The organism is Streptococcus sp. Marseille-Q6379, assembly GCF_965119505.1.
In genome coordinates, this window is the sequence record NZ_CBCPLV010000001.1 from 957,021 (window position 1) to 980,395 (window position 23,375).

At 40.0% G+C, this 23,375-nt stretch carries 21 protein-coding genes and 1 pseudogene; 3 read left to right on the plus strand and 19 right to left on the minus strand.

Annotated features, from left to right (window positions below; translation table 11 throughout):
• Nucleotides 1–101: 101 nt before the first annotated feature.
• From ACWPVZ_RS04785 to ACWPVZ_RS04795, 3 genes and pseudogenes are all read right to left on the minus strand, one after another.
• Nucleotides 102–416 carry a PTS cellobiose transporter subunit IIB gene (locus tag ACWPVZ_RS04785; RefSeq protein WP_003096262.1) on the minus strand — a complete coding sequence of 105 codons (315 nt, stop codon included), beginning with the start codon at nt 414–416 and terminating at the stop codon, nt 102–104.
• Between the two features lie 131 nt (nt 417–547).
• Nucleotides 548–787: pseudogene (locus tag ACWPVZ_RS04790) on the minus strand (SemiSWEET transporter).
• Nucleotides 788–841: 54 nt separating this feature from the next.
• Nucleotides 842–2,278: a 6-phospho-beta-glucosidase gene (locus ACWPVZ_RS04795; RefSeq protein ID WP_454381178.1), complete on the minus strand. Its 1,437-nt coding sequence runs from the start codon at nt 2,276–2,278 to the stop codon at nt 842–844.
• A gap of 157 nt (nt 2,279–2,435) precedes the next feature.
• On the opposite strand from ACWPVZ_RS04795, the gene ACWPVZ_RS04800 reads away from it, so the two are divergent.
• The gene (locus ACWPVZ_RS04800) at nt 2,436–2,801 is read left to right on the plus strand and encodes a hypothetical protein (RefSeq protein WP_060971917.1); all 366 of its coding nucleotides are present in this window, start codon (nt 2,436–2,438) and stop codon (nt 2,799–2,801) included.
• Nucleotides 2,802–2,907: 106 nt separating this feature from the next.
• Here the strand turns inward: ACWPVZ_RS04800 and gatB are convergent, their stop codons facing one another.
• The 11 genes from gatB to ACWPVZ_RS04855 all read right to left on the minus strand — a co-directional run bounded on the left by gatB (nt 2,908) and on the right by ACWPVZ_RS04855 (nt 15,887).
• The gene (gatB, locus tag ACWPVZ_RS04805; protein WP_454381180.1) at nt 2,908–4,350 is read right to left on the minus strand and encodes an Asp-tRNA(Asn)/Glu-tRNA(Gln) amidotransferase subunit GatB; all 1,443 of its coding nucleotides are present in this window, start codon (nt 4,348–4,350) and stop codon (nt 2,908–2,910) included.
• On the minus strand, nt 4,350–5,816 hold the full coding sequence (gene gatA / locus ACWPVZ_RS04810; RefSeq protein WP_454381182.1) for an Asp-tRNA(Asn)/Glu-tRNA(Gln) amidotransferase subunit GatA: 1,467 nt from the start codon (nt 5,814–5,816) through the stop codon (nt 4,350–4,352). The genes gatB and gatA overlap by 1 nt, the downstream gene beginning before the upstream one ends.
• Nucleotides 5,816–6,118 carry an Asp-tRNA(Asn)/Glu-tRNA(Gln) amidotransferase subunit GatC gene (gene gatC / locus ACWPVZ_RS04815; protein ID WP_002884769.1) on the minus strand — a complete coding sequence of 101 codons (303 nt, stop codon included), beginning with the start codon at nt 6,116–6,118 and terminating at the stop codon, nt 5,816–5,818. The genes gatA and gatC overlap by 1 nt, the downstream gene beginning before the upstream one ends.
• Nucleotides 6,119–6,257: 139 nt before the next feature.
• Nucleotides 6,258–7,730 (minus strand): glycosyltransferase, encoded by a 1,473-nt coding sequence (locus ACWPVZ_RS04820; RefSeq protein ID WP_454381188.1) that lies wholly within the window; start codon nt 7,728–7,730, stop codon nt 6,258–6,260.
• A complete protein-coding gene (locus tag ACWPVZ_RS04825) occupies nt 7,711–9,009 on the minus strand; it encodes an accessory Sec system glycosyltransferase GtfB (RefSeq protein ID WP_454381190.1) in 1,299 nt (432 codons plus the stop codon). The genes ACWPVZ_RS04820 and ACWPVZ_RS04825 overlap by 20 nt, the downstream gene beginning before the upstream one ends.
• Before the next feature lie 49 nt (nt 9,010–9,058).
• Nucleotides 9,059–9,940, minus strand: a complete 882-nt coding sequence (locus tag ACWPVZ_RS04830) for a glycosyltransferase family 2 protein (protein WP_454381192.1) — start codon at nt 9,938–9,940, stop codon at nt 9,059–9,061.
• 3 nt (nt 9,941–9,943) lie between these two features.
• Nucleotides 9,944–11,152, minus strand: coding sequence for a glycosyltransferase (locus tag ACWPVZ_RS04835; RefSeq protein WP_454381194.1), 1,209 nt, complete (start codon nt 11,150–11,152; stop codon nt 9,944–9,946).
• A 218-nt stretch (nt 11,153–11,370) separates the two neighbouring features.
• On the minus strand, nt 11,371–12,810 hold the full coding sequence (locus ACWPVZ_RS04840; RefSeq protein ID WP_454381196.1) for a 6-phospho-beta-glucosidase: 1,440 nt from the start codon (nt 12,808–12,810) through the stop codon (nt 11,371–11,373).
• Between the two features lie 192 nt (nt 12,811–13,002).
• A complete protein-coding gene (locus tag ACWPVZ_RS04845; RefSeq protein WP_454381198.1) occupies nt 13,003–13,554 on the minus strand; it encodes a cysteine hydrolase family protein in 552 nt (183 codons plus the stop codon).
• 65 nt (nt 13,555–13,619) lie between these two features.
• A complete protein-coding gene (gene codY, locus ACWPVZ_RS04850; protein WP_002884784.1) occupies nt 13,620–14,405 on the minus strand; it encodes a GTP-sensing pleiotropic transcriptional regulator CodY in 786 nt (261 codons plus the stop codon).
• 267 nt (nt 14,406–14,672) lie between these two features.
• The gene (locus tag ACWPVZ_RS04855; protein ID WP_004183315.1) at nt 14,673–15,887 is read right to left on the minus strand and encodes a pyridoxal phosphate-dependent aminotransferase; all 1,215 of its coding nucleotides are present in this window, start codon (nt 15,885–15,887) and stop codon (nt 14,673–14,675) included.
• Between the two features lie 363 nt (nt 15,888–16,250).
• Here ACWPVZ_RS04855 and ACWPVZ_RS04860 point away from each other — a divergent pair, with 363 nt between their 5' ends.
• Complete coding sequence (locus tag ACWPVZ_RS04860) at nt 16,251–16,703, plus strand: universal stress protein (protein ID WP_002884397.1); 453 nt, start codon at nt 16,251–16,253, stop codon at nt 16,701–16,703.
• 96 nt (nt 16,704–16,799) lie between these two features.
• On the opposite strand, the gene ACWPVZ_RS04865 is transcribed toward ACWPVZ_RS04860, so the two are convergent.
• The 4 genes from ACWPVZ_RS04865 to ACWPVZ_RS04880 all read right to left on the minus strand — a co-directional run bounded on the left by ACWPVZ_RS04865 (nt 16,800) and on the right by ACWPVZ_RS04880 (nt 21,010).
• Nucleotides 16,800–17,534: a hypothetical protein gene (locus tag ACWPVZ_RS04865; RefSeq protein WP_347100380.1), complete on the minus strand. Its 735-nt coding sequence runs from the start codon at nt 17,532–17,534 to the stop codon at nt 16,800–16,802.
• A gap of 69 nt (nt 17,535–17,603) precedes the next feature.
• Nucleotides 17,604–18,404 (minus strand): pyruvate formate-lyase-activating protein, encoded by an 801-nt coding sequence (gene pflA / locus ACWPVZ_RS04870; protein ID WP_002891689.1) that lies wholly within the window; start codon nt 18,402–18,404, stop codon nt 17,604–17,606.
• Nucleotides 18,405–18,590: 186 nt separating this feature from the next.
• Complete coding sequence (locus ACWPVZ_RS04875; RefSeq protein WP_347095155.1) at nt 18,591–19,325, minus strand: LPXTG cell wall anchor domain-containing protein; 735 nt, start codon at nt 19,323–19,325, stop codon at nt 18,591–18,593.
• A 353-nt stretch (nt 19,326–19,678) separates the two neighbouring features.
• Complete coding sequence (locus ACWPVZ_RS04880) at nt 19,679–21,010, minus strand: hemolysin family protein (protein ID WP_080611828.1); 1,332 nt, start codon at nt 21,008–21,010, stop codon at nt 19,679–19,681.
• 109 nt (nt 21,011–21,119) lie between these two features.
• Here ACWPVZ_RS04880 and ACWPVZ_RS04885 point away from each other — a divergent pair, with 109 nt between their 5' ends.
• Nucleotides 21,120–21,902, plus strand: coding sequence for an ABC transporter ATP-binding protein (locus ACWPVZ_RS04885; RefSeq protein ID WP_080611827.1), 783 nt, complete (start codon nt 21,120–21,122; stop codon nt 21,900–21,902).
• 98 nt (nt 21,903–22,000) lie between these two features.
• Here ACWPVZ_RS04885 and ACWPVZ_RS04890 read toward each other — a convergent pair whose 3' ends face one another.
• A complete protein-coding gene (locus tag ACWPVZ_RS04890) occupies nt 22,001–23,164 on the minus strand; it encodes a hypothetical protein (protein WP_414340908.1) in 1,164 nt (387 codons plus the stop codon).
• Nucleotides 23,165–23,375 lie beyond the last annotated feature (211 nt).

Consider the following 23,375-nt stretch of genomic DNA (forward strand, 5'->3'; position numbering starts at 1 on the left):
TCTTTTTATCGAGCATAAGTTACATTATGAATCATTTATAATCTAGTCAACAGATAATATTAACTAACATCTATTTTTTTACACTATTTCTTTAACAAAAATTAGATGTTTTCTACAATTAAATTAGCCATTTTTTCAATTCCCATTGGAATTGGAATGTAAGCTTGTGGTGGAATTTGAACAACTGGTTTTCCGACTTTAGCCCCTGCCTCTTCAAACTGTTTAAAATACATTTTTGTTTGAGGACTTACAAGGTATAAATCAAATTCTGATGCTGCAATAGCTTTTCCGCCCTCAGTGGCACTAATAGCGTCAACCTCAATATCCTGACCTTTCCCCTTTAGAAACTCAGTTGTTTTCTTTGCCATAAGTGATGAAGACATTCCAGCTGCACAAATAATCAATGCTTTTGCCATAAGATTTTCTCCTTTAATCTAATCCCATCAAATTGATACCTGATTGGGTTACTTCTTATTTACACTTTAATTATAAAATAAAGCGCTTACAATTACCATTTCTGATTTTTCCTCAACGATACGGAAAATAATTATTTGTACTTTAATTTATAAATCAAAATAATACCAGATAGTAAAAAGGAAACACTATTAGCCAAAATCAAAGGTAAGTCACCAATATGAAGGCCATGAGCAAGCCACAAAGCAATACCAATAACCTGCATAACATACATCCCTAAGGCAATTGATTAAGTATCTTTTGTTTTTACCACACGCACAACTTGCGGCAAAAAGGCAAATGTTGTTAAAATTGCTGCAATACTACCAATCATATTTATTCTCCTATGTTTACTAAAGAAGCTGGGAATACACCCAGCTTCTTAGTTTTATTCCATCGTTGCACCATTAGATGCAATAACTTCTTTATACCAATTAAATGATTTCTTTGGTGAGCGTTCATAAGTCCCTTGTCCATCATCATCTTTATCCACATAGATAAATCCGTAACGTTTTCTCATCTCACCGGTACCAGCTGAAACTAGGTCTATGCAGCCCCAAGGAGTATATCCCATCAAATCAACACCATCTTCAACTACAGCTTTTTTCATTTCACGAATATGAGCCCCTAGGTAATCAATCCGATAATCATCATGAACCATGCCATCTTCTTCAACTTGGTCTATAGCACCAAAACCATTTTCAACAATGAATAATGGCAAATGATAGTGATCAGTAAACCAGTTTAATGCATAACGTAAGCCCTCTGGGTCAATCTGCCACTCCCACTCAGATGCCTGAACATAATTATTTTTAACCAAATCTTCTGTTTCAAGATAATCGAAATAAGGATTATTCTCACGATGAGAATCGATAGCGAAAGACATATAGTAACTAAATCCAATATAGTCTACTGTTCCTCCAAGTAAATCCTCTTTATCTTGATCTGTAAAATCAACTGAGATTCCTTTACGTTCCCAATACTTGAGAATGTGTTCAGGATATTTACCCAAAACATGTACATCAGTAAAGTAATAACGTTTTTGCATAGCCTTCATAGCCATTAAAATATCTTTAGGATTACAAGTTGCAGGATAAATAGGACACATCGCAATCATACAACCAATTTGAAAATCTGGATTAATTTCATGACCAATTTTTACTGCTCGAGCAGAAGCTACTAACTCATAGTGTGCTGCTTGATACATAATAGCTTCTCGGTCGTCACCTTCCTCATATACAATACCAGAGTTCGTAAATGGTGCAAAATCTTCCTGGTAATTGGCCTGATTGTTGATTTCATTAAAGGTCATCCAGTATTTAACTTTATCTTTATAACGTTTGAATACGACTTCCGCAAAGTGAGCAAAGAAATCAATCAATTTTCGATTTTTCCACCCACCGTATTCTGTAACCAAATGATAAGGCATCTCAAAATGAGATAACGTAATTACAGGTTCAATTCCATACTTCAAGCACTCATCAAAAAGATCATCATAAAATTGCAAACCTTCTTCATTGGGCTCTAACTCATCACCTTTTGGGAAAATACGTGTCCAGGCAATCGATGTTCGGAAGCACTTAAATCCCATTTCAGCAAAAAGTGCAATATCTCCTTTATAACGATGGTAAAAATCTATAGCCTCATGGTTTGGATAATATTTACCTTCCAAAACTCCCGGGGTAATTTCACGGGCAACTCCATGACGACCAGCAGTCATCACATCAGCAACACTGATTCCTTTACCACCTTCTTGCCATCCACCTTCAAGTTGATGAGCAGCAACAGCACCACCCCACAAAAATCCATCTTTAAAAGTAGTCATCGTTTTTCCTCCTGACTTTGATACTTCTATTATAAACTCCATAAGCGGCAATGAAAACGCATTCTTTTTCCATAATACTACGGAAAGTAATAGGTCATCTTTTGCTTGAAAACGTTTTAGATAAAGAGTATACTATGTCTCATAAGGAGGCAATAATATGAATTTCATACAGTTTTTAATTGCTTTTGCAGGACTTGTTGTTGGAGTTAGCGCTGTTGCTATACTCTTCTGGTACTTAAGTAAGACTTTGAAGAAAAACGTCATTGTACGTAATAGTAATACCTTTACTATTGTTCATCTTAAAGAGCTAGATCAATACCCTGACTTACTTAAGAATACTGATTTTAAGAAAATGGGAGACTGGACTGTCCATGATAACGGACATGAATTCCGAGGAACTGCTAATGTCTCTAAAGAAAAACTTCGTCAATGGATTATTGATAAATATCAATTAAAAGCTCATCAAGTTATTGTCACTGTTCCTGAAGAAATGAAGGTTGCTTCAGCTCTTCCTCATTTCTAAAGTCACTTAGTCTTTTTCAAAAACTCCTACGAACTCCACTCGTTAGGAGTTTTTGTATACCCTAATAATAGATAAAAAACCAACCTCTCGGCTGGTTCTTTATCTATTATTCTTCTTTCAACTTCGCCAATTCTTGGGCAAGTAGCTTGAGGGCTACTTGTGGGTTGGCTTGGCCTTTGGTTGCTTTCATGAGGAAGCCTGTGAAGGCCTTGTCAGCGTTACGTTTCCCTGACTTGAAGTCGTCTACGGCTGCTTCATTTTCTGCAAAGACTTGGTGGATGATTGGGATCAAGACTTCAGGGTCTGAAATCTGTACCAATCCAGCTTTTTCGACGTATTCACGCGCACCTCCACCGTTTTTCGCCAAATGAACGAAGACTTTCTTAGCAATCTTAGAAGAGATGGTTCCATCTTCGATGATGGCAATCATTTCTACCAAGTTTTCTGGTGTCAACTTGATTTCTTCAAGCGTTTTACCTTCTGCGTTCAAGAATTGAGCCACTTCACCTTGGAGCCAGTTAGACACTTGTTTAGCGTCTCCGCCAAGGGCTACGGCTGCTTCAAAGAAGTCAGATGTGACCTTAGTAGCTGTCAATTGGTTGGCATCATAGTCAGACAAGCCAAGCTCTGCCACATAGCGAGCACGGCGGTCTTTTGGAAACTCAGGCAATGATGTACGCATTTCCTCAATCCACTCATCTGAGATTTCAAACAAGGGAAGGTCTGGTTCTGGGAAGTAACGGTAATCCGCTGCCCCTTCTTTGACACGCATAAGAATCGTGCTCTTGTTGGCCTCATCATAACGGCGTGTTTCTTGACGAATAACACCACCTGAACGCAAGATTTTCGCTTGACGCTCCACTTCGTATTCAAGACCTTTACGGACGTTTGAGAAAGAGTTCAAGTTTTTCAACTCCGTCTTGGTACCAAATTCCTCTTGACCGTATGGGCGAAGGGAAATGTTGGCATCCACACGCATAGACCCTTCTTCCATCTTGACGTCAGAAATACCTGTGTATTGAATGACTTCTTTCAAAGCTGTCAAATAAGCATAGGCTTCTTCCGGAGAACGCATATCTGCTTCAGAGACAATCTCGATCAATGGCACCCCCTGACGGTTGAGGTCTACATAAGAGAAACCGTCTGTTCCGTGGGTGTTCTTACCGGCATCTTCTTCCAAGTGGGCACGTTCAATCCCGATTTTCTTAGTTGAGCCATCTTCCAATTGCACTTCAATCCAACCGTTGTAACCGATTGGTTCGTCAAATTGCGAAATCTGGTAGGCCTTTGGATTATCAGGGTAGAAATAGTTCTTACGGTCAAAGTGCATGTGCTGATGGATATCCATATTCAGGGCCAAAGCAGCCTTAATACCAGCGTCCACAACACCCTTGTTCAAAACAGGAAGCACCCCTGGGAAAGACCAGTCAATCACATTGGTATTGGCATTTTGCTCGTTCCCAAAGTGGGCAGAGGTTGGTGAGAAAATTTTTGAGTTTGTATTCAATTCAACATGGACTTCAAGTCCGATGACTGTTTCAAAGTTCATTAATTGTCACCTCCGAAAATAAGGGGTTGTTGCTTGTGATAATCCGTTGTTGCTTCAAAAGCAGCTGCAGCTTGGTAGATGGTTTCTTCCGAATACTTAGGACCGATCAACTGCAAACCAACTGGAAGACCTTGCGCAAAACCTGCAGGAATCGAAATTCCTGGAAGACCTGCCAAGTTAACTGGAATGGTCAACAAGTCAGCCAAGTACATGGCAACCGGATCATGGTTGAGCGAATCCAAATCAAAGGCCACGCTTGGAGCTGTTGGACCAAGGATGAGGTCGTAATCCGCAAAGACTTTTTCAAAATCTTGGATAATAAGGGTACGGACTTGACCAGCTTTCTTATAGTAAGCATCGTAGTAACCAGATGACAAACTAAAGGTACCCAGCATGATTCGACGTTTCACTTCATCACCAAAGCCTTGGCTACGAGTGTTCACATAGATGTCATCCAAGTTCTTGGCATCTTCCGCACGGAAACCATAACGAATACCATCGAAACGTTGCAAGTTTGATGAAGCTTCAGATGAAGCAATGATGTAATAAACGGCAACCCCGTATTTAGAATGAGGCAGGCTGACTTCTTCGACAGTTGCTCCCAATTTCTCAAAGTGCTTCGCCGCATTAAGGATAGTTTCTTTGACTTCTGGGTCAATTCCTTCACCGAGGTATTCCTTAGGAAGGGCAATCTTCATGCCCTTGATGTCTTGACCAATCTTAGAAGTAAAATCGGCTACGCGTACTGGCGCTGAAGTTGAATCTTTGGCATCTTCACTGGCAATGACATTGAGCAATTGGGCATTTTCCTTAACGGTTTGTGAGAAGGTACCAATCTGGTCAAGTGAGCTACCAAAGGCAATAAGACCGAAACGAGAAACTGTTCCATAGGTTGGCTTGAGACCAACAATCCCGTTGAAGGCAGCTGGTTGGCGGATAGAACCACCGGTATCAGAACCAAGAGACAAACGAACTTGCCCTGAAGCGACAGAAGCTGCTGAACCACTAGAAGATCCACCAGGCACCTTGCTGTGGTCCCAAGCATTCTTGGTTGGTCCATAGTATGAAGTTTCACCAGATCCACCCATAGCAAATTCATCCATGTTGGTCTTCCCGATGACAATCATATCTTTGGCTTTTGCATTGGCAACAGCTGTCGCATCAAAGATAGGCTCGTAGTTGTAGAGCATTTTTGAAGCAGCAGTCGTCAAGATACCATCTGTTGAGATATTGTCTTTGACAGCGAGTGGAATCCCTGACAGGAGGTTATCTGCATCGATTCCTTTTTCGTCAATAGCCTTAGCTTGGGAAAGTGCTGCTTCTTCAGCCACCGTCACAAAGGCATTGACCGCTTCTTCACGCGCCTTGATATCGTCAAGTGTTGCTTGGGTCAATTCGGTTGCTGAAATTTCCTTAGAGACAAGGAGGTCGTGCAACTCTTCAATGGTTTTATTGTTGAATGACATTAGGCATCTCCTCCATCTTCTAGGATAGCTGGTACCTTAATGTAGTAGTTATCTTTTTCAGGTACATTTTTAAACAAGCGGTCACGGTCTGTCCCTTTTTCAGCAACATCCGGACGCAATACAGTCTTGCGATCCGCCATGGTCGTTGTTGGGGCAACACCTGTTGTGTCCACTTCTTCCAATAATTCCACCATATCAACAATCTTCGATAAGGTTGTCGCAAACTCAGCTGTCTCTTCTGGAGAGAATTTCAATTTTGAAAGATTGGCAACGTGGGTTACCTCTTCTTGCGTAATTTTCATCTTGCTTCCTTTCGTGAAATGATGATTTTTCAATACGTTCTATTTTACCATAATTAGGCCTATTTTGCTTGGAGGATAAAAAAACTGTAGTAACTTTTTTGTCACTACAGTTTCAAGAAATAGAGCTTTTTCAAAACACTTATCGTATGGCTATCAAGAGCTTTCTCCAGGCTTCTAGAATTTCAGGTTTCAAATACTGTTTTGCCAACTCATATGAGGCTTGGTGCATAGACTCAAGATCACTTTCTAAGGCAAATACAATCTTGTCGGTCATCTGAGAAACAAGTAGATCCTCATCCATAGTCTCGCTATAAGGGACCAGAAAGCCGTTTTTACCATCTTTGATGAAAGTTGGATTGCCATAACGGGCGTCAAAACCAACCAAGGCTAGACCTGCTCCCACCGCTTCCATCAGAGTCAAACCAAAGGTCTCCCACTGAGAGGCGGTGACATAAAGTTCATACTGTGGGTAAACTTCACGCAAATCCGCATGACCCCGAAGTTGGATGAAGTCACCTGCCCCAAGAGTATCAATCAGATCTTGTAGATTCTCTTGCTCGCCACCTTTGCCGTAGATGTCAAAGTGAAGATTTGGCTCTTTTTCATGAGCAAGGGCGACTGCTCTTATAGCTAAATCCAAGCGTTTACGTGGGTCCAATCGCGAAGCCGTCATCAAACTAAGAGGCTTCCTCTGCTCCTCTGGAAAACTAAGGTTATCCAAATGTCCTACTGCTAGGTCATGAATACTAGCATCTGTTACACCTTGCTTTTTCAGGGTATTCTCTAAAACAGCCTTTTGTGCCTCCGTAGCTGTAATAAAGAAATCAAAACGTTGGGCGTACTTAAAGATGTAATAATACTCATAGTAGAGGTCGCCATTTTCAAACTCATGCTCTGAATGAAAAACGAAGCCTAACTTTGCAGGTGTATTCAATTCATAAATCGGTCGCATAAACTCCATCAAGGAGGCCCTATCCAGCAACAAGGTATCCGCAGTTATCAATGGAAGTCTTGCTAGAAAACAACGCATGACCTCTGTTTTTGTTACTAAAATCTCAGTTCCCAACCTATATAACCAGCTGGTCCCTTGCTTGAGTTCTTCAAAGGCGATGCGACCATCTTTATTGTGATAACTTCTCCTGATGATAATGCCTTTTTCAAAGTATTCTGTGACTAATTTACTTGTTCCATACCACTCACGTTTTAAAAGCATACCATTGACGTGGTAATCCACATACCGCACACAACCTTTTTGGTAGGAATCCATCTTGAAGACTAAAGAAGTGCCATCAGAACAGACATAAACAGAGTCTGTTTCGCTTTGACTCTTCAAATCTAGACGTGTCAACTTAAATTTTTGCTGCAAGGCCCCCACTGTCAAGGATGGGATATGACTGTCTTGATCTGTAAAGCTAAGATAGGCATGGAGGAGTTCCTCGTAGCGATGCCCTAAAGAAAGATAATAGTCTAATTTATAGGGTTGTGGCCAAGTCGTAAAGACAAACTTAGCAGGCTCATTTAATTCACGTAGCATCAAAGCTCTCGACGCCTGGGCCACGTCAACACCATTAGGCTCAAAGCCCACCAATAGGTTAAAGGTGTAAATTGTCATCTTCTTCCCCCTTCAATCTAGTAAAGAAAGCTAAGATTTCTTCTCTCTCGGCGAGTTTCAAAACCTCTTTCTGACTTTCAAGAGCCTTAGGGTAAAACTCTGGTTGCTGTAAGAGTTGTCGGAAACCTTGCTCTAGTTCCTCTAAGGAAGTATAGACCGTTGGTAAGTCCTTATAGTAGTGACGATGAACCGTTGATTCCAAGCCATAAAGTAGCTGCCCATTTTCAATCGCATCCAATGTTGCATCAGATACTTCACTTCCATAATTCAAGTCTAAATAAATGAAACATTTCCTTAGTAGCTCTTGGTATTTCTCCTGACGAATCCCTGGGTAAAGATGGACATTTCCCTTATCTTCGAGACAAGTCAATTTAGGTCCCATACTAGTTTGGGCTCCGATGTGAAAGTCAATATCCGGAAAAGCATCAACCAAGTCAGCAAGTCCCTCAATATTTTCAGAAGCAGTCATCACCATAGCCTGAGGCACAAAAGTCTGAGAACCTTCTTGTTTAGCACCAGCTAAATAAATCATGCCTGACCAACGTTCCTCTTGTGGATAATAATTAGTAATCAAAACATGATTCACTTGACTTTGAATAAACTCAAGACCATCATGACTGTCGGAGCAATAGACCAGACGATTAGCATTCAAGGTCTGCAAAATCGGGATTAGATTGGAATCCATACAGATGATAGCTTCGTCTGACTTTAGGATTTGATTCAAAACAACCTTGGTTAATTCTTCCCTACCCGAGAAAATCCTATCTCTTCCTTCAAATCCCTGATCAATCAAGTACCCATCTTGAATATAGTGAAGCAAGACCTCTTCTTGATTACGATTAAAGTAAATATCCATAATGCCTTGTCCCTGATCATCCAGAAGACGCTGTTTGGTACGCCAGCCATAGCGATTATAGTCGTCTATCGCAACAACTTCTTCCCCTTGTCCAAACCATTGGACTTGTTTGACCGTACGTTCCTTTAGATTGTCACGAAAAATGACACTAGCACGACGGTCTTGACCATCAAAAATATAGGTCGTAATCCCCAAAGTCCACAATTCCCAATATAGAGGAACTGACAAATCGTTAAAAAAGAGTGGTTTCCCTTGATAATCTTCCTCAGAGGAATAAATAAATGACGATGCTAAACTAATAGTGTCCTTATCAATATCCGTTTCAAAATTCGTGTAAAACACACGCGACTGAATACCAAAGGAGTCTAGTGATCTTCTCAGTTTTTCCGTTGCCTGACTAGGTTCTTGTGCAATAATGAGCATAGTTATCCTTTCTGACTAATCCAAGCTATAATAGCTTAACCCTTGACCTTTATTGCTCCAAAAATCTCAAGTTAACCTGTGCCGTCTTATAGGTCTCAGTATCTTGAAGATTAGCTTCTTCCATCTTTTCAATCGCCCGTTTTAGACGCGTCTTATAAATATAACGGTGCCAGGTCAAATCATAGCCCAACATACCTAGCAAAGCTAGTTTTTCATTCTTAGCTTCCATCTCATCTAAAACACGCTTCTCAGTCCAGACCTGTGACAGCGTATCCTTACGACCCACTCGGTACCAGTAGATACATTTCTCAGTATGAACCACACGATTGGCCTTTAACAAGAGTTTATACATCAGGAAATTATCTTCGACATTTTTCCCGACAGGAAAACGAAGGTCCTCGAATAAGGAAATCTTGTAGAGTTTCATCATGGCACATGCCCAGGCCATATCTCTTGTCTCTTGGATGGCATCCTGATCTATAATGTCTCTCCCCTCATAAAGGGTTTCAGAATAATCGTTCTCCGTTACCTTAATCAAGAACTTACTTGTACTTTCATTGAACAAGTTATAGTTGGCAATAGAAACATCTGCTTCATACTTTTTAAGCTGAGTGTACAAGGTCTCCACATAATCCTCTGTTACCCAGTCATCTGGGTCTACAAAAGTGATGTAATCACCTGTGGCTAAGTCAATTCCTGTATTTCGGGCTGCAGATAAGCCCCCATTAACTTGTCGCACATAGCGAATACGTTGGTCTCTCTTGAAAAATTCCCTGCAAATCTCCTCTGAATTGTCAGGAGAACCATCATTGACAAGAATGATTTCAAGGTTTGGATAAGTCTGATTCACTATCGTTTCCAAACACTGCTTCAGGTAAGCTTCCACATTATAAATGGGAATCACAATACTCACTACTTCTTTATTTTCCATGGTCTATCTCTCAATCGTATCTATATAGTCTCGAACTGCCTCTACCATTTGGTCTACTTGGTCATTCTTGAACACTTGATTTTTCCCAGTGTGGTCATGATTGGTCCCTTCAAAAGAGAAAATTGGAAGACCCAACTGATGAATCGTTTCTGTGATATGATCAACCTCGTCAAATGGGTTGATATCCAAATAAAAATCTATTTTTTCCAAAACCTTTCGACTGGTCAATGGATCAAAGGATGGATAGAGAATAAGGTTTGGATACTGCTCCAATTTTACCAAATTAAACCCGAAATGAGAATGAGCCAAAACATGAAAAGCTACATCTGGAAGAGCCTGCAGTAAATGTTCCAATTCAAAGATGTCTGCCGTATTAGTATAAATAGCCGTATGGTAAGGAAAATCACCTACCATATCACTAAAGCTAAGCTTTAAGGATGGCTTTCTCAATAAGATGTCTTCCCAAGATAGGGCATAATAAAACCACCAAATATCTCTGAAACGATTGAAACGCTTAGAGGTCCAAGGTTTATTGTGAGAGGTGTAATGAATAACCGCTGGCACCCCTTTAAAAATATCATACCAATCCAAGTCCCCATATCTGTACTGATCCTTGTCAGAGCCTACTTGGAGATTATAAGTCCATGGAAGTTGGTGCCAAGAGTCCTTGAAATAAAGATTCAAAATCCCTTGATCGCCATAAACATTTTGGTGATGTTCCTTAGTTAATTCAAAAAGAGACTCTGTCACCTTGTGTTGTCGCCACCAATCGGTATCAATAACCATCAAACCAGCATTAAAACCTTCTGTCGTCGTCGGACGATCCACTACCGCTCCAATGCCAAATTCGTTTAAATCTACTTCAAAAAGTGGTGACAAATCCTGCGTGAAGATCATGTCACAGTCTAAATAGAGAACACGATCTTCTTGAACAAACTCGGGAATCACATAACGGAAAAAAGTCGCATAATGAATATGCGCACTTGGAAGCGAAAATTGTTTAAAGCTTTCTGCAGACACACGACAATTAAGAATTTCAGAATCAATAGCTTCTAAACGAAGATTCATCAACGTAAACCATTCTGTTGGTAAATTCTCATTTAGCACATAAATTTTCCACTGCCCTTTATGTGCACACAAAGATTTAAGAGCTACCTCTAACTTTTCCATATAGGATAGCTCAGCTACAAATACAACTGATTTTTTACCCATGTTTTCTTCCTCTCAAACTCTAACAAGAATATCATTTTTTAGAAAACATTACAATTTCTACCCCTTACAAAAAAAGCCAACCCTAAGGCTGACTTTAAATGGAGATCAATTTTCTCTTAGTGCTCGTTATATGCGTAAAACAGGATTCAGACTAGCACATGGCTTAGAACACCCAACACCTCTCAACTCATAGATGTCATTAGTCGAGAACTCACACCCTATTCTACAGAGGCACCGTTACTTGCGATAACTTCTTTGTACCAGTTAAATGATTTCTTCTTAGAGCGTTTAAGGCTACCATTACCATCATTGTCACGGTCCACATAGATGAAGCCATAACGTTTCTTCATTTCACCAGTTCCAGCAGAAACAAGGTCGATACAGCCCCAGGTTGTGTAGCCCCAAAGCTCTACACCATCTTCATTAATAGCATCACGCATAGCCTTGATGTGGGCTGCCAAGTAGTCGATACGATAATCGTCTTCAACATAGCCATTTTCATCTGGCGTATCCACAGCACCAAGACCATTCTCAACGATAAACATCGGTTTTTGGTAACGATCCCAAATAGCATTGAGGGTAATACGAAGACCTAGTGGGTCAATTTGCCAGCCCCACTCTGAAGCTTCCAAATAGGGATTTTTAATAGAGGCAAAGATATTTCCAGCAGTCTTTTCATTAACTTCTGGATCACCTGAAGCCACACGACTTGCATAGTAAGAGAAGGAAATAAAATCAACAGTATGCTCTTTAAGAAGGGCCAAATCTTCTTCCGTCTTCTCAAGCTCAATGCCATCACGTTCCCACTGTTTCTTAGCATAATTTGGATACTCTCCACGAGCTTGAACATCAGTAAAGAAATAGCTACTACGGTCTTCTTGCATAGCTGCCCAGTAGTCACGTGGATGGGCTGTATTTGGATAATATTGACCTGCTGCCAACATACAACCGACCTTATTTTCAGGGTCAATCTCATGAGCCAATTTCGTCACCATAGCTGAGGCTACCAACTCATGGTGAGCAGCCTGATATTTAACCTGCTCCTCATTCTCACCCTCTTCAAAGCAGAGTCCTGCTCCCATAAATGGGGCATGGAGAATCATGTTGATTTCATTGAAAGTGAGCCAGTACTTAACCAAACCTTTAAAGCGTGTGAAAAGGGTACGGCAAAGATTTTCATAGAAGCCAAGCATCTTACGATTACGCCATCCTCCATACTCGGTAATCAAGTGCATTGGACAATCAAAGTGTGTAATCGTCACCAAAGGTTCAATGCCATGCTTGTGACATTCCTTGAAGAGGTCCTCGTAAAAGGCAAGCCCAGCTTCATTTGGCTCAGCCTCATCACCCTTAGGAAAAATACGTGACCAAGCAATAGAAAGTCGATAAGTCTTAAAGCCCATTTCACCAAAGAGAGCAATATCTTCCTTGTAACGGTGGTACATATCGATGCTTTCCTTAGCTGGATAAAAATAACCATCCTCAAAATCAAACATCTTGCGACGTCCAGTAATAATCGAAAGGCGATCCTCACCAATTGGTACCACGTCAACATTGGCTAAACCACGCCCATCAGCATCATAGGCACCTTCACATTGGTTGGCTGCCGTCGCTCCACCCCACAAAAATCCATCAGGAAAAGTTAATTTTTTAGTCATTATTCTACCTCCTATATCTTTCGACTTAATATGGTAATAGTATACAATAGCATGTAATCGTTTTCTTATAGTAAACTACGGAAAACTGATACTATCCTATGATTTTAGACAAAAAATTGAGAGTAGGACAGATTCCCACTCTCAATCCTCTCTCCATTATGACAATGATAAAAAAAGAGTAAGAACTAACTCTTACTCCACAATTGTTGCTCCAAGAACATTTTTAAAATGTCCAATAGCAAAGTCATGAGCTTCAGGCGTCAAGGAGGCTGTTGCACTCTCTACCACCTCGATATCATAGCCCAAATTATAAGCATCAATAGCCGTATGTAACACACAAATATCTGTTAAAACTCCCGTCAAAACAACTGTCGTCACACGACGCTCACGTAAACGAATATCTAAATCCGTTCCGGAAAAGGCTGAATAGTGTCGCTTGTCCATCCAAAAGACACGATGGTCGTCCTTGATGGCATCATATACACCAGCTAACTTACCATAAAGTTCTCGCCCAGATGTCCCTGCAATATTGTGAGGTGGAAAGAGTTTAGTCTCAGGATGGAAGGTATCTCCTTCATCATGTCGATCCATGGCAACAAAGATATAATCCCCATTGTCATAGGCTTCTTGAGTTACCTGAGCAATACGATCTTCAATGGCTTGGGCAGGCTTACCAGCCGTCAACTTCCCATCATCTGCCACAAAATCATAAGAGTAATCAATTGATATCAATGCCTTTTTCATGCTACTTTCTCCTTTTAAAAAAAGTGGGGCAGGTCCTCCTACCTCACTCTCTTTCAGTATTCTTCTTATTCGTATTCTTTCAATTTGTCGTAGATACCTTCGTTAAGGACTTTAAGATAAGTCCCTTTCATACCGAGTGAACGGCTCTCAATAATACCAGCTGATTCCAACTTACGAAGGGCATTAACGATAACTGAACGCGTAATTCCGATACGGTCAGCGATAACAGATGCTGTCAAGCGACCTTCCAAACCGTCCAACTCGTTCAAGATAGCTGAAACTGCCTTGATTTCTGAGTAAGACAAGGTATTAATAGCCATGTTAATAGCTGTTTGTTTACGAATCGTTTCTTCCAAGTTCTCTGTTTGAAGGTTCAACAACTGCAACCCAACTACCGTAGAGGCTATCTCAACCAAGATAAGATCTTCATCCACAAAATCATGATCGTTACGCCAAATGATGAAAGAACCAAGACGCATACCACCACCATAGATAGGGGCAATTGTAGTCAAACCATCTGGGAAGTCATCTTTTGACTCCACTGGGAAAATGGTCAAGTCACTGTCAATACCAATGTTTTCTTGAGTATCATAAACACGGCTGATACCACGTGTGTATTCTTCTGGAAGTTGTTTAGCTTCAAAAAACTCTTCTACACGATCATTGTTGGTTTTGTACTTCATGGCAAAACCAAGGAGAGCACCACCACCATTAACGATAGCAGCGTTACAATCAATGATATCCGCCAATTGAGCAGCCATGTTGTTGTATGGAAGATCTCCTTCCAAGCTGTCTACTGAGCGTTGCAAGATAGATGTAATTTTACGTGTTTTAGCCAGCAAATTTGCCATATTTATTGTCTTCACTTTCTATTGTAGTCATAATAATATCAAGCCTTGTACTAATCTTCTGCGTCAAGACCCACTAGCCCTATCATTATAGCACACTTAACCCAGAAATTGCAAACAATTGTCTGAAAATTATTTATTATTCTACTATTCATTATATTAAGTATATTATGGCATTTTTAGGAAGAATGTTCAGATTTTGCTCAAACATATCCCCCTTTTAGAAACAATAAAAACCGGACAAGCCTTATTGTCCAGTTTTTTAAGGAATTAGCGCTTGTAATATGACAAGACTCGTTCGATTTTATTACCGAGATCAGCCAACTCTTCCACTCGAGGAAGATAGACAATACGGAAGTGATCTGGTTCATTCCAGTTAAAGCCTTTACCTGGAACTAGGAGAACCTTCTCCTTCTTCAAGAGACGAAGACAGAATTCTTCATCATCTTCAATATCATACATGTTTCGGTCAATCCTAGGGAAGATGTAAAGCCCTGCATCTGGCTTAACAGCTGATAGCCCTGGAATAGCGTTTACGGTATTCGTGATAAACTCACGTTGTTCATAGATACGCCCACCAGGAATCAAGAGCTCATCAACGGATTGGTAGCCACCAAGTGAAGTCTGAATAACGTGTTGAGAGAGCACGTTGGCACAGAGACGCATGTTAGCCAACATATTAAGCCCTTCAATATAGCCTTTGACATTCTTTTTAGGTCCAGAGAGAACCATCCAACCCACACGGAAACCACAGATGCGGTGAGACTTAGAAAGACCATTCATAGACACGCAGAAGACATCTGGTGCAAGACTAGCGATTGCAGTATGTTTCTTACCATCCATAACCAAGCGGTCATAAATCTCATCCGCAAAGATAATCAAATCATTTTGTCGAGCAATATCCACAATCTGTTCAAGAACATCCTTAGGATAGAGCGAACCTGTAGGATTATTGGGATTGATGACTACAATTGCCTTAGTATTTGACGTAATCTTTGATTTGATATCATCAATATCTGGATACCAGTTAGATTTTTCATCACATACATAGTGTACGGCATTACCGCCTGCTAGACTGACACAGGCTGTCCAAAGAGGATAATCTGGCATTGGGACCAAGACCTCATCTCCATCATCAAGCAAGGCCTGCATAGATATGGAAATCATCTCTGAAACACCATTACCAATATAAATATCATCAATATCTACATTTGGGAATCCCTTTAACTGGCAATACTGCATAATCGCCTTACGAGCTGAGAAAATCCCTTTACTATCCGAATACCCTTCACTGTTACGAACATTCATAATTAAATCACGAATGACTTCATCCGGTGCTGTAAAGCCAAATTCCGCAGGATTTCCCGTATTAAGACGAAGAATCTTTTCACCGTTAGCAATCATACGGTTGGCTTCATCCAAAACTGGTCCACGAATATCATAGGCAACGTGTTCCAACTTTGATGATTTATCAAATGTTTTCATAAGTTAATCCTTTCAAAAGATACTAAAAGCAGATACATCTAGCAGAAAATAAGAAAATTCAACACCTGATGGGGATTTCCACTTTTATTGACACCAACTTTATTTAGGCTCAGCCATTTGGTATCATTTCTGAAGACTTGTCTTCCAATTGTTTAATTATCATGTTTCTTACGAAGCTAATAACAGATTGTATTATACCTCTTTTTCATGCAATCTTCAATTTTTAGATAATACTGAAATCTTCACATTACTACGGACATCCTAAAGTAAGCAGTCAAAAAAAGATTTCAGAAAATCCATAACAACGCTTTCATTTTTTAAATTAAAGGAGTATAATAAAGCTAAAGATAGGAGGTAGAGCTTATGTCTCAACAATATGAACGTATTATGGTAGCTGTCGACGGTTCTTACGAATCAGAACTGGCCTTTATTAAAGGTGTGCACGTTGCAAAACGTAATAATGCTCAGTTACTATTGGTACACGTTATCGATACACGCGCCCTTCAAAGCGTTGCGACTTTCGACTCTTATATCTATGAAAAACTAGAAGACGAAGCTAAAGCTGTTTTGGCTGACTTTGAACGCCAAGCCAGAGAAGCTGGTTTAACCAAGATTCGCAAAGTTATTGAGTTCGGTAATCCTAAGAGCCTCTTGGCTGTTGATATCCCTGATAAGGAAAATGTTGACCTTATTATGGTTGGTGCCACTGGTCTCAATACTTTTGAACGCTTGCTTATTGGTTCATCTTCTGAATACATTCTCCGTCACGCAAAAGTTGACTTGCTCATTGTTCGTGACTCTGAAAAAACACTTTAGTCACCTCTCACAAGCACCTCTGGTGCTTTTCTCATACAAAAAAGAACCGAGATTTTAACTCTCAGTTCTTTTTTTGTTCTATTTTTCAGACTTTGCTTATTCAGACATCACTTCTGACTCTGAAGTTGACTGGCTTTCTTCGACCAAGTCTTCACTAGCAGATTGACTTGAGGCACCTGCTTGCTCCAAAGCAAGGCTAGTTGAAAGGCTCTCACGCTCTGCTTCCTGACTAAGGCTAGCTTCAACAATCATGAGTTCCTTTTGACGTTCTGTTTCACGAAGGTATTCACGTTCTTCTAGCTCTTCCTGACGACGTCTTTCCTGCTCAAGTCTTTGAGCTTTTTGACGCTCACGCTTAGCATGACGTTTTTGCGTCTCATCAATCAAGACCTTAGTGTTGTCTTTAATATGCATCCACTTAATAAGACGAACTAAGAGTCTCCATAGGAAAACAATAATCGATTCTGCGAAAAGAAGAATCTCAACCAGAATAACACCTAGCAAGCTCCAAGCCATGAAGAGTGTAATCAATAATTGCGTGAAAATCTTCTTCAAGTCACCCAAATGATTGTTGTGAATATTAAGAGTCTCAAGGAAAAGATCTAAAATTCCTTGCAAGAGGTGTGATTTAACAGATTTGTCTCCCTCTAAGCTCAAGTCCGTTTGAACTTCTGCCGGAGTAACAACGGTCAAGTCCCCATCTTGGTAGACATCAATACGGTCTCCTAATTTTATATCAAAATCAAAAAGCGTGCGATCTATTTTCTTAAGTCGCCCGTCAGGATGACTGAGATAAACAAAGTCATCATCAAATTTTAAAATACGAAACATAATTTACCTGCTCTTTATTGCTCCTTAAATAATAGCAAAGTTAAAAAGCCCTTGTCAAGAGCTTCTTTTTCAATCCAAGGTTTTAACACCGATACGATTTTTATACTCTTGATACGTTTCAGTGTGCATGAGAGCTTTGGCATTTTTGACCCGATCTGCTGTTGGTGGTTTGACCCCTTCCAAAGGATATGGAATACCGAGCTCACGCCATTTGAACTCACCCATTGTATGGTAGGGAAGGATTTCAAATTTATCAACATTTTTCAAGGTCTTTACAAACTCGCCGAGCTTAATCAAGTGTTCGTCAAAGTCTGTCAAACCAGGTACCAAGACATGGCGAATCCAGACTGGAACTTGTTTATCAGACAGATATTGAGCAAATTCCAAGATATTCTTATTAGGTTGACGGGTCACAAACTTGTGTTGTTCAGGATCAATCTCTTTGATGTCAAGTAGGACCAAGTCAGTTACAGCCAAAAGTTTGTCAACAACTTCATGATACTCAGGAGTATTGCGGTAAGCAAACCCACAAGTATCAAGCGTACAGTGAATTCCTAGCTTCTTAGCCTCTGTAAAGAGGGCAGTGACAAAATCAATCTGAAGCATGGCCTCACCACCTGATACAGTGATACCTCCATGCTCACCCCAGAAATGACGGAAACGAAGAGCCTCATCTAAGACATCTTCAACCGTACGTTCAACAGCCTTATTTGACTCCATAGCCCAAGTATCTGGATTATGACAATATTGGCAACGCATCTTACAGCCTTGCATGAAAACAATAAAACGGATACCCGGACCATCTACGGATCCAAAACTTTCGGTTGAATGAACAAGTCCAGTCACCTGACTGTAATCAATTTCTGCCATGGCAGCCTCCTTGTAAACGCTTTTTACATGTTTTTATTATACCTCTTTTATCGGAAACATGCTCCATATCTGCCTGAATTCAAGCAAAGGTTATACTATAATACATCTGAAATCAAGGGATATCTATACTATACCAGAAGAAAAACAAAAAAACTGGAAAAATCCAGTCTTTTATCATCTATATTATTAGGCACGTTTCTTAAGCCCCAAAAAGGCTGCAGCAGCAAGGAAGAATGTTCCTGCCAATGTCAAGATTACTGTTGATGCTTCACCAGTCTTAGGAAGTGTAACTTCCTTACCTTTAGCATCTTTACCAGTCAATGTACCGTCAGCATTCACTTTGAATCCCACTGCTTCAGGAGCAACAACACTTGTTGTACCATCAGTGTTAGCGATGACAATTTGGCTGTTTTGTGTAGACACAATTGTTTGGCCAGCTGCAGTGATAACTGGAGCTGTTGGTGTTACAGTAACAACAGGTTGTCCATTAACGTTCACTGCAGGTGTTTCAGGGGTTTGAGCTGCTTCACTTGTTCCTTTATCAGTTGGTGAAGCCGGTTCTTCTGGCTTATCGGCTGGTTTCTCAGTTGGTTTATCAGCTGGTTTTGTTGATGAATCAGCTGTTGGAGCCGGTGTCGCAGGTGTTTCTGGAGTTGCTGGTGTTGTTGGTTCAGCTGGTACTTCAGGAGCTGTAGGTGTTGTTGGCGTTGCCGCACCTGTGTTTGAATCATTGCTACGAGCCAAGTCACCATCACTTGGGGCTGTTGAAGGACCTGTTGCTGCACGATCTGTCGTTGGTTGTGTAAGAACAGCATCATTTGTCGCAATACCGTCGTCCGCAAAAGAAGTTACTGGTACAAAAGCTCCTAGGGTAAGGGTGAGTAAAAGCAAGCTACTATATATAGATTTTTTAGAAGCCATTAAGATTCTCCTTTTTTCATTTATCAGTTAATTCATATTCTACCATAAAAAAGTAATAAAAGACTGTTTTAATTAAAATCTTATTTATTTTTATTCTAAATCTATCAATACGCTAAAATATGTTAGAGCATCTCCAAAATTATAGTTCTTTTTCTGACAAAGCCTAGCAGTTTAGATAGGTAAAAAAGGCTTTATAACGTACGTTATAGACGTTTTCTAATCTTATTATTTTGATAAGCGGATATTCCAAGATAGATAAGAAAAAGCACTTTCACTCATGATGAGAGAAAGTGCCTAATTAGTAGATAGTCGCTTTTGAGTTCTAACATTTTCTAATAAAAACGTGGAAAAAACTATTCTTCTGTCTCTTCTGGAGCTGCCGTGATGATTACCTTAAGTTTGGTTACACGACCATCCTTAACCTTATCATTGATAAATTCGAGGTGTTTGTCCTTGTTGATAACTGAATAGTGTTCCTTGACTTCTTGAGTTGGGATGGCCCCCACACCAGTCAAATAATAACCTGCGATAGTATCAACGTCATCACTCTCAAGTTCTGTATCAAAATGTTCATTGAAGTCGTTAAGAGTCATAGCTCCTTCGACAATATAGGTATTCTCACCAATTTCACGAACTTCCACACTAGTTTTATCTGTTTCGTCGTCAATCTCACCAACGATTTCTTCCAAAAGGTCCTCGAAGGTAACAAGACCAGCAACGCCACCGTATTCATCAAGCAAGATAGCCATCTGATTATTGGTGTTACGAAAGGCTGCCAAGAGATCATCTACGAAGATAGTCTCTGGAACAAAGAGAGGTTCGTTCATGATTCGGCGAAGTTTGATATTTTCAAAACCAAGTTCAAAACCTGCTTTTAGAAGGTTTTTAGTATGAATGACACCGATAATCTTATCCTTGTCATCTTCGTAAACAGGGATACGTGAGAAACTTTCCTTGAGAATAGCTTGGATATTTTCTTGAGTATTGTCTTCAATATCAATCATGAAGGCATCTGTACGAGGGACCATAACCTCACGTGCCATCAATTCATCAAGAGAGAAAATCCCCTGAAGCATTTCAATTTCTTCAGCCTCAAGTGTATCTTCACTCTTGGCCAACATGTACTCAATCTCATCCCGAGTCATCTGCTCATCCGCATCATCAAAGGTCATAGGCGTCAAATGAGACACTAGATTTGTCGATGCTGAAAGAATCCAAACAAAAGGACTAACAATCTTACCAGTAACAATAATAACTGGTGCTGAGTAGATGGCTAGATTTTCCTTGAGGTTCATAGCAATACGTTTAGGATAAAGTTCCCCAAAAACAATCGAGATATAGGTCAAGACAACCAAAGAAATCATGCTACCTGCTGTCTTAGCCCAGGCTGCATGACCAAACCAAGTCGCTATCACTGCACCTAGCGAAGCGGAGAGACTAGCCCCTTGTAAGAGACTGATAAAGGTAATACCAACTTGAATGGTTGATAAGAAGTTATTTGGATTTTCAAGAACCTTGAGCAGGCGAATAAATTTCTTGTCGCCTTCTTCAGCCTTTTGTTCCACACGTGAACGGTTTAGTGATACTAAAGCCATCTCTGATGCTGAGAAAAAGGCCGTAAGCAAGGTTAAAATTAGTAATAAAATAGATTGAAATAATAAGGACTGACCACTGGAGTCTTCCATTTTTTCTTCTCCTCTAAAAAAATTCTGACTTCCATTATATCACAATTTCCCAATATAGGTTCCTATTTTATGCTATAATTAGAGTAATTTATCATCGAAGGAGAGACTTATGTCACTTATACGCTTAGAAAATGTCAGCTTGGCTCGACAAGGAAAAACACTCTTGTCTAATCTTAACTGGACAGTTGAAAAAGGACAAACCTGGGCTATCCTGGGACTTAACGGTGCTGGAAAATCAACTCTCCTACGTTTGTTGACAGCTGAATTCTTCCCTTCTGAGGGAAAGGCTGAGATACTAGGCTACACCTTTGGGAATGGAGACATCACAGGTCTTCGTCAACATATCGGTATCGTCAGCTCCTTCATCACTGAGCGTTTGCCTAAGCATATGACTGCTGAAAAAATCGTCCTTACTGGTAAATACAAGAGCTCAATCCTCTACAAGGCATATGGGGATAAGGAGTTGCAAGAAGCCAAGGACATGCTGACCTCACTTGGTGCTGGAGATTTGATAGGTCGTAAATACCATGGCCTGTCTCAAGGAGAAAAACAAATTTGTTTGATTGCTCGCAGTCTCATGGAAGATCCTGACATCATTATCCTTGACGAAGCGACTGTTGGCTTGGACCTATTTGCCCGCGAAAAACTCTTACGTCAGATTGACCGTATCACCTCGCTTCCACATACTCCATTGGTTCTTTACGTCACCCACCATGCTGAAGAGATTACTGAAAAGATGGACCACATTCTCCTACTCCGTCAGGGAAGAATCGTGGCACAAGGACCAAAAAATGATATCATCACACCAGAAGTTTTAGCTGACTTCTACCAAAATCCTGTTCAAATTATTCCAATTGACGACCATCGTTTTTACATTAACCCTCTTTTATAGAGACAAGTCATAAATTAACTTGATTTAGGGCCAATTCTAAAACAACATCAAAACAACAAGTCCCCCAGACTAGGTCTAGGGGACTTGTTGTTTTATGGCTACTCCTCTTTTATTTTCGATACGCCGTACAAAATTAAGGCTGGAACGATGAGCTGTTCTATAGAGCTTCTTGCAACTAAAATAAATAACATAGCAACTATATATAGACGCTTTTTGTCAGTAGTTCTTATGGCATTTGGAAGCATCACAGTAGGAATAATAATTAATGGAATCATCACGATGAAGTACATAAACCAACCGATACCTGCTAAGGGATTGGTTTCATCAGTAGGATAATTGAAAACTGCAATTATATTAAAAACTAAATTCCTCAAGGATAGAATAAAAGCTGTCCAAAGCCAAGGAGAATGAAGACTTTGAGGATTTGGTTGTCTTTGGCTCTCCGCATAATCATAAACCTTACGCTTTTCAATGACTGGTTTGGTTCTTTTCTCCACCAGTAGGTCATCCTCACTCAACTCAACCCCATACTTCTTCTGCCATTTTTTAACTAGTGTGGAAGTGTTGCCACTTACACGATAGACCAGATAGGCTGATACTACTAGTAGAAAAAGAGAGACATCAGTAATGATATGGTCAACCAAGAAACCATAAATCAACTCAAGTAAACTAATGATTATGATAAGGATTGAAGAAATTCTTAATTTCTTTTGAGTTTTTTCAGTCATCAAGTTAAGTAGTAGGAAGATACTTGCACACTCTAGTATAGGATACAGTATGGAAGTAAGACTACTTAAATCATCTAAATCAATATTTATATAGTGTGTGCTCCACACTACGGCGACCATTCCTAGGCCAAGAAGGGGTACAGAGGACTGCCAAGCTGACGAACTCTTAAGGGAGGCTAAGAGTGTTGGAAGCTCTGTCTTCCTAATCGTAATGACAAGCCAAATTAGGCACATAATAGTTAAAACTGGGGAAACCAACCAAGGCTTAAAAATGGAAGCCGGTATTATGAAATAGGTAACTAGCTGACAAATATGGAAGGCAAGCACAGCTAAGACGCCCTCAGCTTTCCGCTTGTCCTTCAAAAGCCTAAAAACAAACCATACTAAAACGACTTGCTGTGGAAGTTGAGAACTTAGTACAGATACAGAATTGAGCGTTTCATACTCAAAATGCAAACCATAAGACCTAAGCATAGAAAGAGCCAACAATACTTCAAAAAAGATAAGTATATAATACCAAGTTTTTCTGGACATACAACCACCCCACCTTTCATTTAATCTTAGAGAAAACATCATTCAATATCATTATACTCCTTTTTATGTAAGCGTTTTACCTTTAAAGTGAAATATTTCTTCTTTTCTTTACTTGATAACAAAACAGTCCTTTTTGACCGAATAGAACCTAGAATGAACCACATAGACAAATGATATTGTCCGTAAGTTAACCTTTTGATAACTTAGTAGG

Bases quoted from the DNA above. Each gene is read 5' to 3' on its own strand.
- ACWPVZ_RS04785 (WP_003096262.1), bottom strand. From the start codon at position 416: ATGGCAAAAGCATTGATTATTTGTGCAGCTGGAATGTCTTCATCACTT.
- ACWPVZ_RS04795 (WP_454381178.1), bottom strand. From the start codon at position 2,278: ATGACTACTTTTAAAGATGGATTTTTGTGGGGTGGTGCTGTTGCTGCT.
- ACWPVZ_RS04800 (WP_060971917.1), top strand. From the start codon at position 2,436: ATGAATTTCATACAGTTTTTAATTGCTTTTGCAGGACTTGTTGTTGGA.
- gatB (WP_454381180.1), bottom strand. From the start codon at position 4,350: ATGAACTTTGAAACAGTCATCGGACTTGAAGTCCATGTTGAATTGAAT.
- gatA (WP_454381182.1), bottom strand. From the start codon at position 5,816: ATGTCATTCAACAATAAAACCATTGAAGAGTTGCACGACCTCCTTGTC.
- gatC (WP_002884769.1), bottom strand. From the start codon at position 6,118: ATGAAAATTACGCAAGAAGAGGTAACCCACGTTGCCAATCTTTCAAAA.
- ACWPVZ_RS04820 (WP_454381188.1), bottom strand. From the start codon at position 7,730: ATGACAATTTACACCTTTAACCTATTGGTGGGCTTTGAGCCTAATGGT.
- ACWPVZ_RS04825 (WP_454381190.1), bottom strand. From the start codon at position 9,009: ATGCTCATTATTGCACAAGAACCTAGTCAGGCAACGGAAAAACTGAGA.
- ACWPVZ_RS04830 (WP_454381192.1), bottom strand. From the start codon at position 9,940: ATGGAAAATAAAGAAGTAGTGAGTATTGTGATTCCCATTTATAATGTG.
- ACWPVZ_RS04835 (WP_454381194.1), bottom strand. From the start codon at position 11,152: ATGGGTAAAAAATCAGTTGTATTTGTAGCTGAGCTATCCTATATGGAA.
- ACWPVZ_RS04840 (WP_454381196.1), bottom strand. From the start codon at position 12,810: ATGACTAAAAAATTAACTTTTCCTGATGGATTTTTGTGGGGTGGAGCG.
- ACWPVZ_RS04845 (WP_454381198.1), bottom strand. From the start codon at position 13,554: ATGAAAAAGGCATTGATATCAATTGATTACTCTTATGATTTTGTGGCA.
- codY (WP_002884784.1), bottom strand. From the start codon at position 14,405: ATGGCAAATTTGCTGGCTAAAACACGTAAAATTACATCTATCTTGCAA.
- ACWPVZ_RS04855 (WP_004183315.1), bottom strand. From the start codon at position 15,887: ATGAAAACATTTGATAAATCATCAAAGTTGGAACACGTTGCCTATGAT.
- ACWPVZ_RS04860 (WP_002884397.1), top strand. From the start codon at position 16,251: ATGTCTCAACAATATGAACGTATTATGGTAGCTGTCGACGGTTCTTAC.
- ACWPVZ_RS04865 (WP_347100380.1), bottom strand. From the start codon at position 17,534: ATGTTTCGTATTTTAAAATTTGATGATGACTTTGTTTATCTCAGTCAT.
- pflA (WP_002891689.1), bottom strand. From the start codon at position 18,404: ATGGCAGAAATTGATTACAGTCAGGTGACTGGACTTGTTCATTCAACC.
- ACWPVZ_RS04875 (WP_347095155.1), bottom strand. From the start codon at position 19,325: ATGGCTTCTAAAAAATCTATATATAGTAGCTTGCTTTTACTCACCCTT.
- ACWPVZ_RS04880 (WP_080611828.1), bottom strand. From the start codon at position 21,010: ATGGAAGACTCCAGTGGTCAGTCCTTATTATTTCAATCTATTTTATTA.
- ACWPVZ_RS04885 (WP_080611827.1), top strand. From the start codon at position 21,120: ATGTCACTTATACGCTTAGAAAATGTCAGCTTGGCTCGACAAGGAAAA.
- ACWPVZ_RS04890 (WP_414340908.1), bottom strand. From the start codon at position 23,164: ATGTCCAGAAAAACTTGGTATTATATACTTATCTTTTTTGAAGTATTG.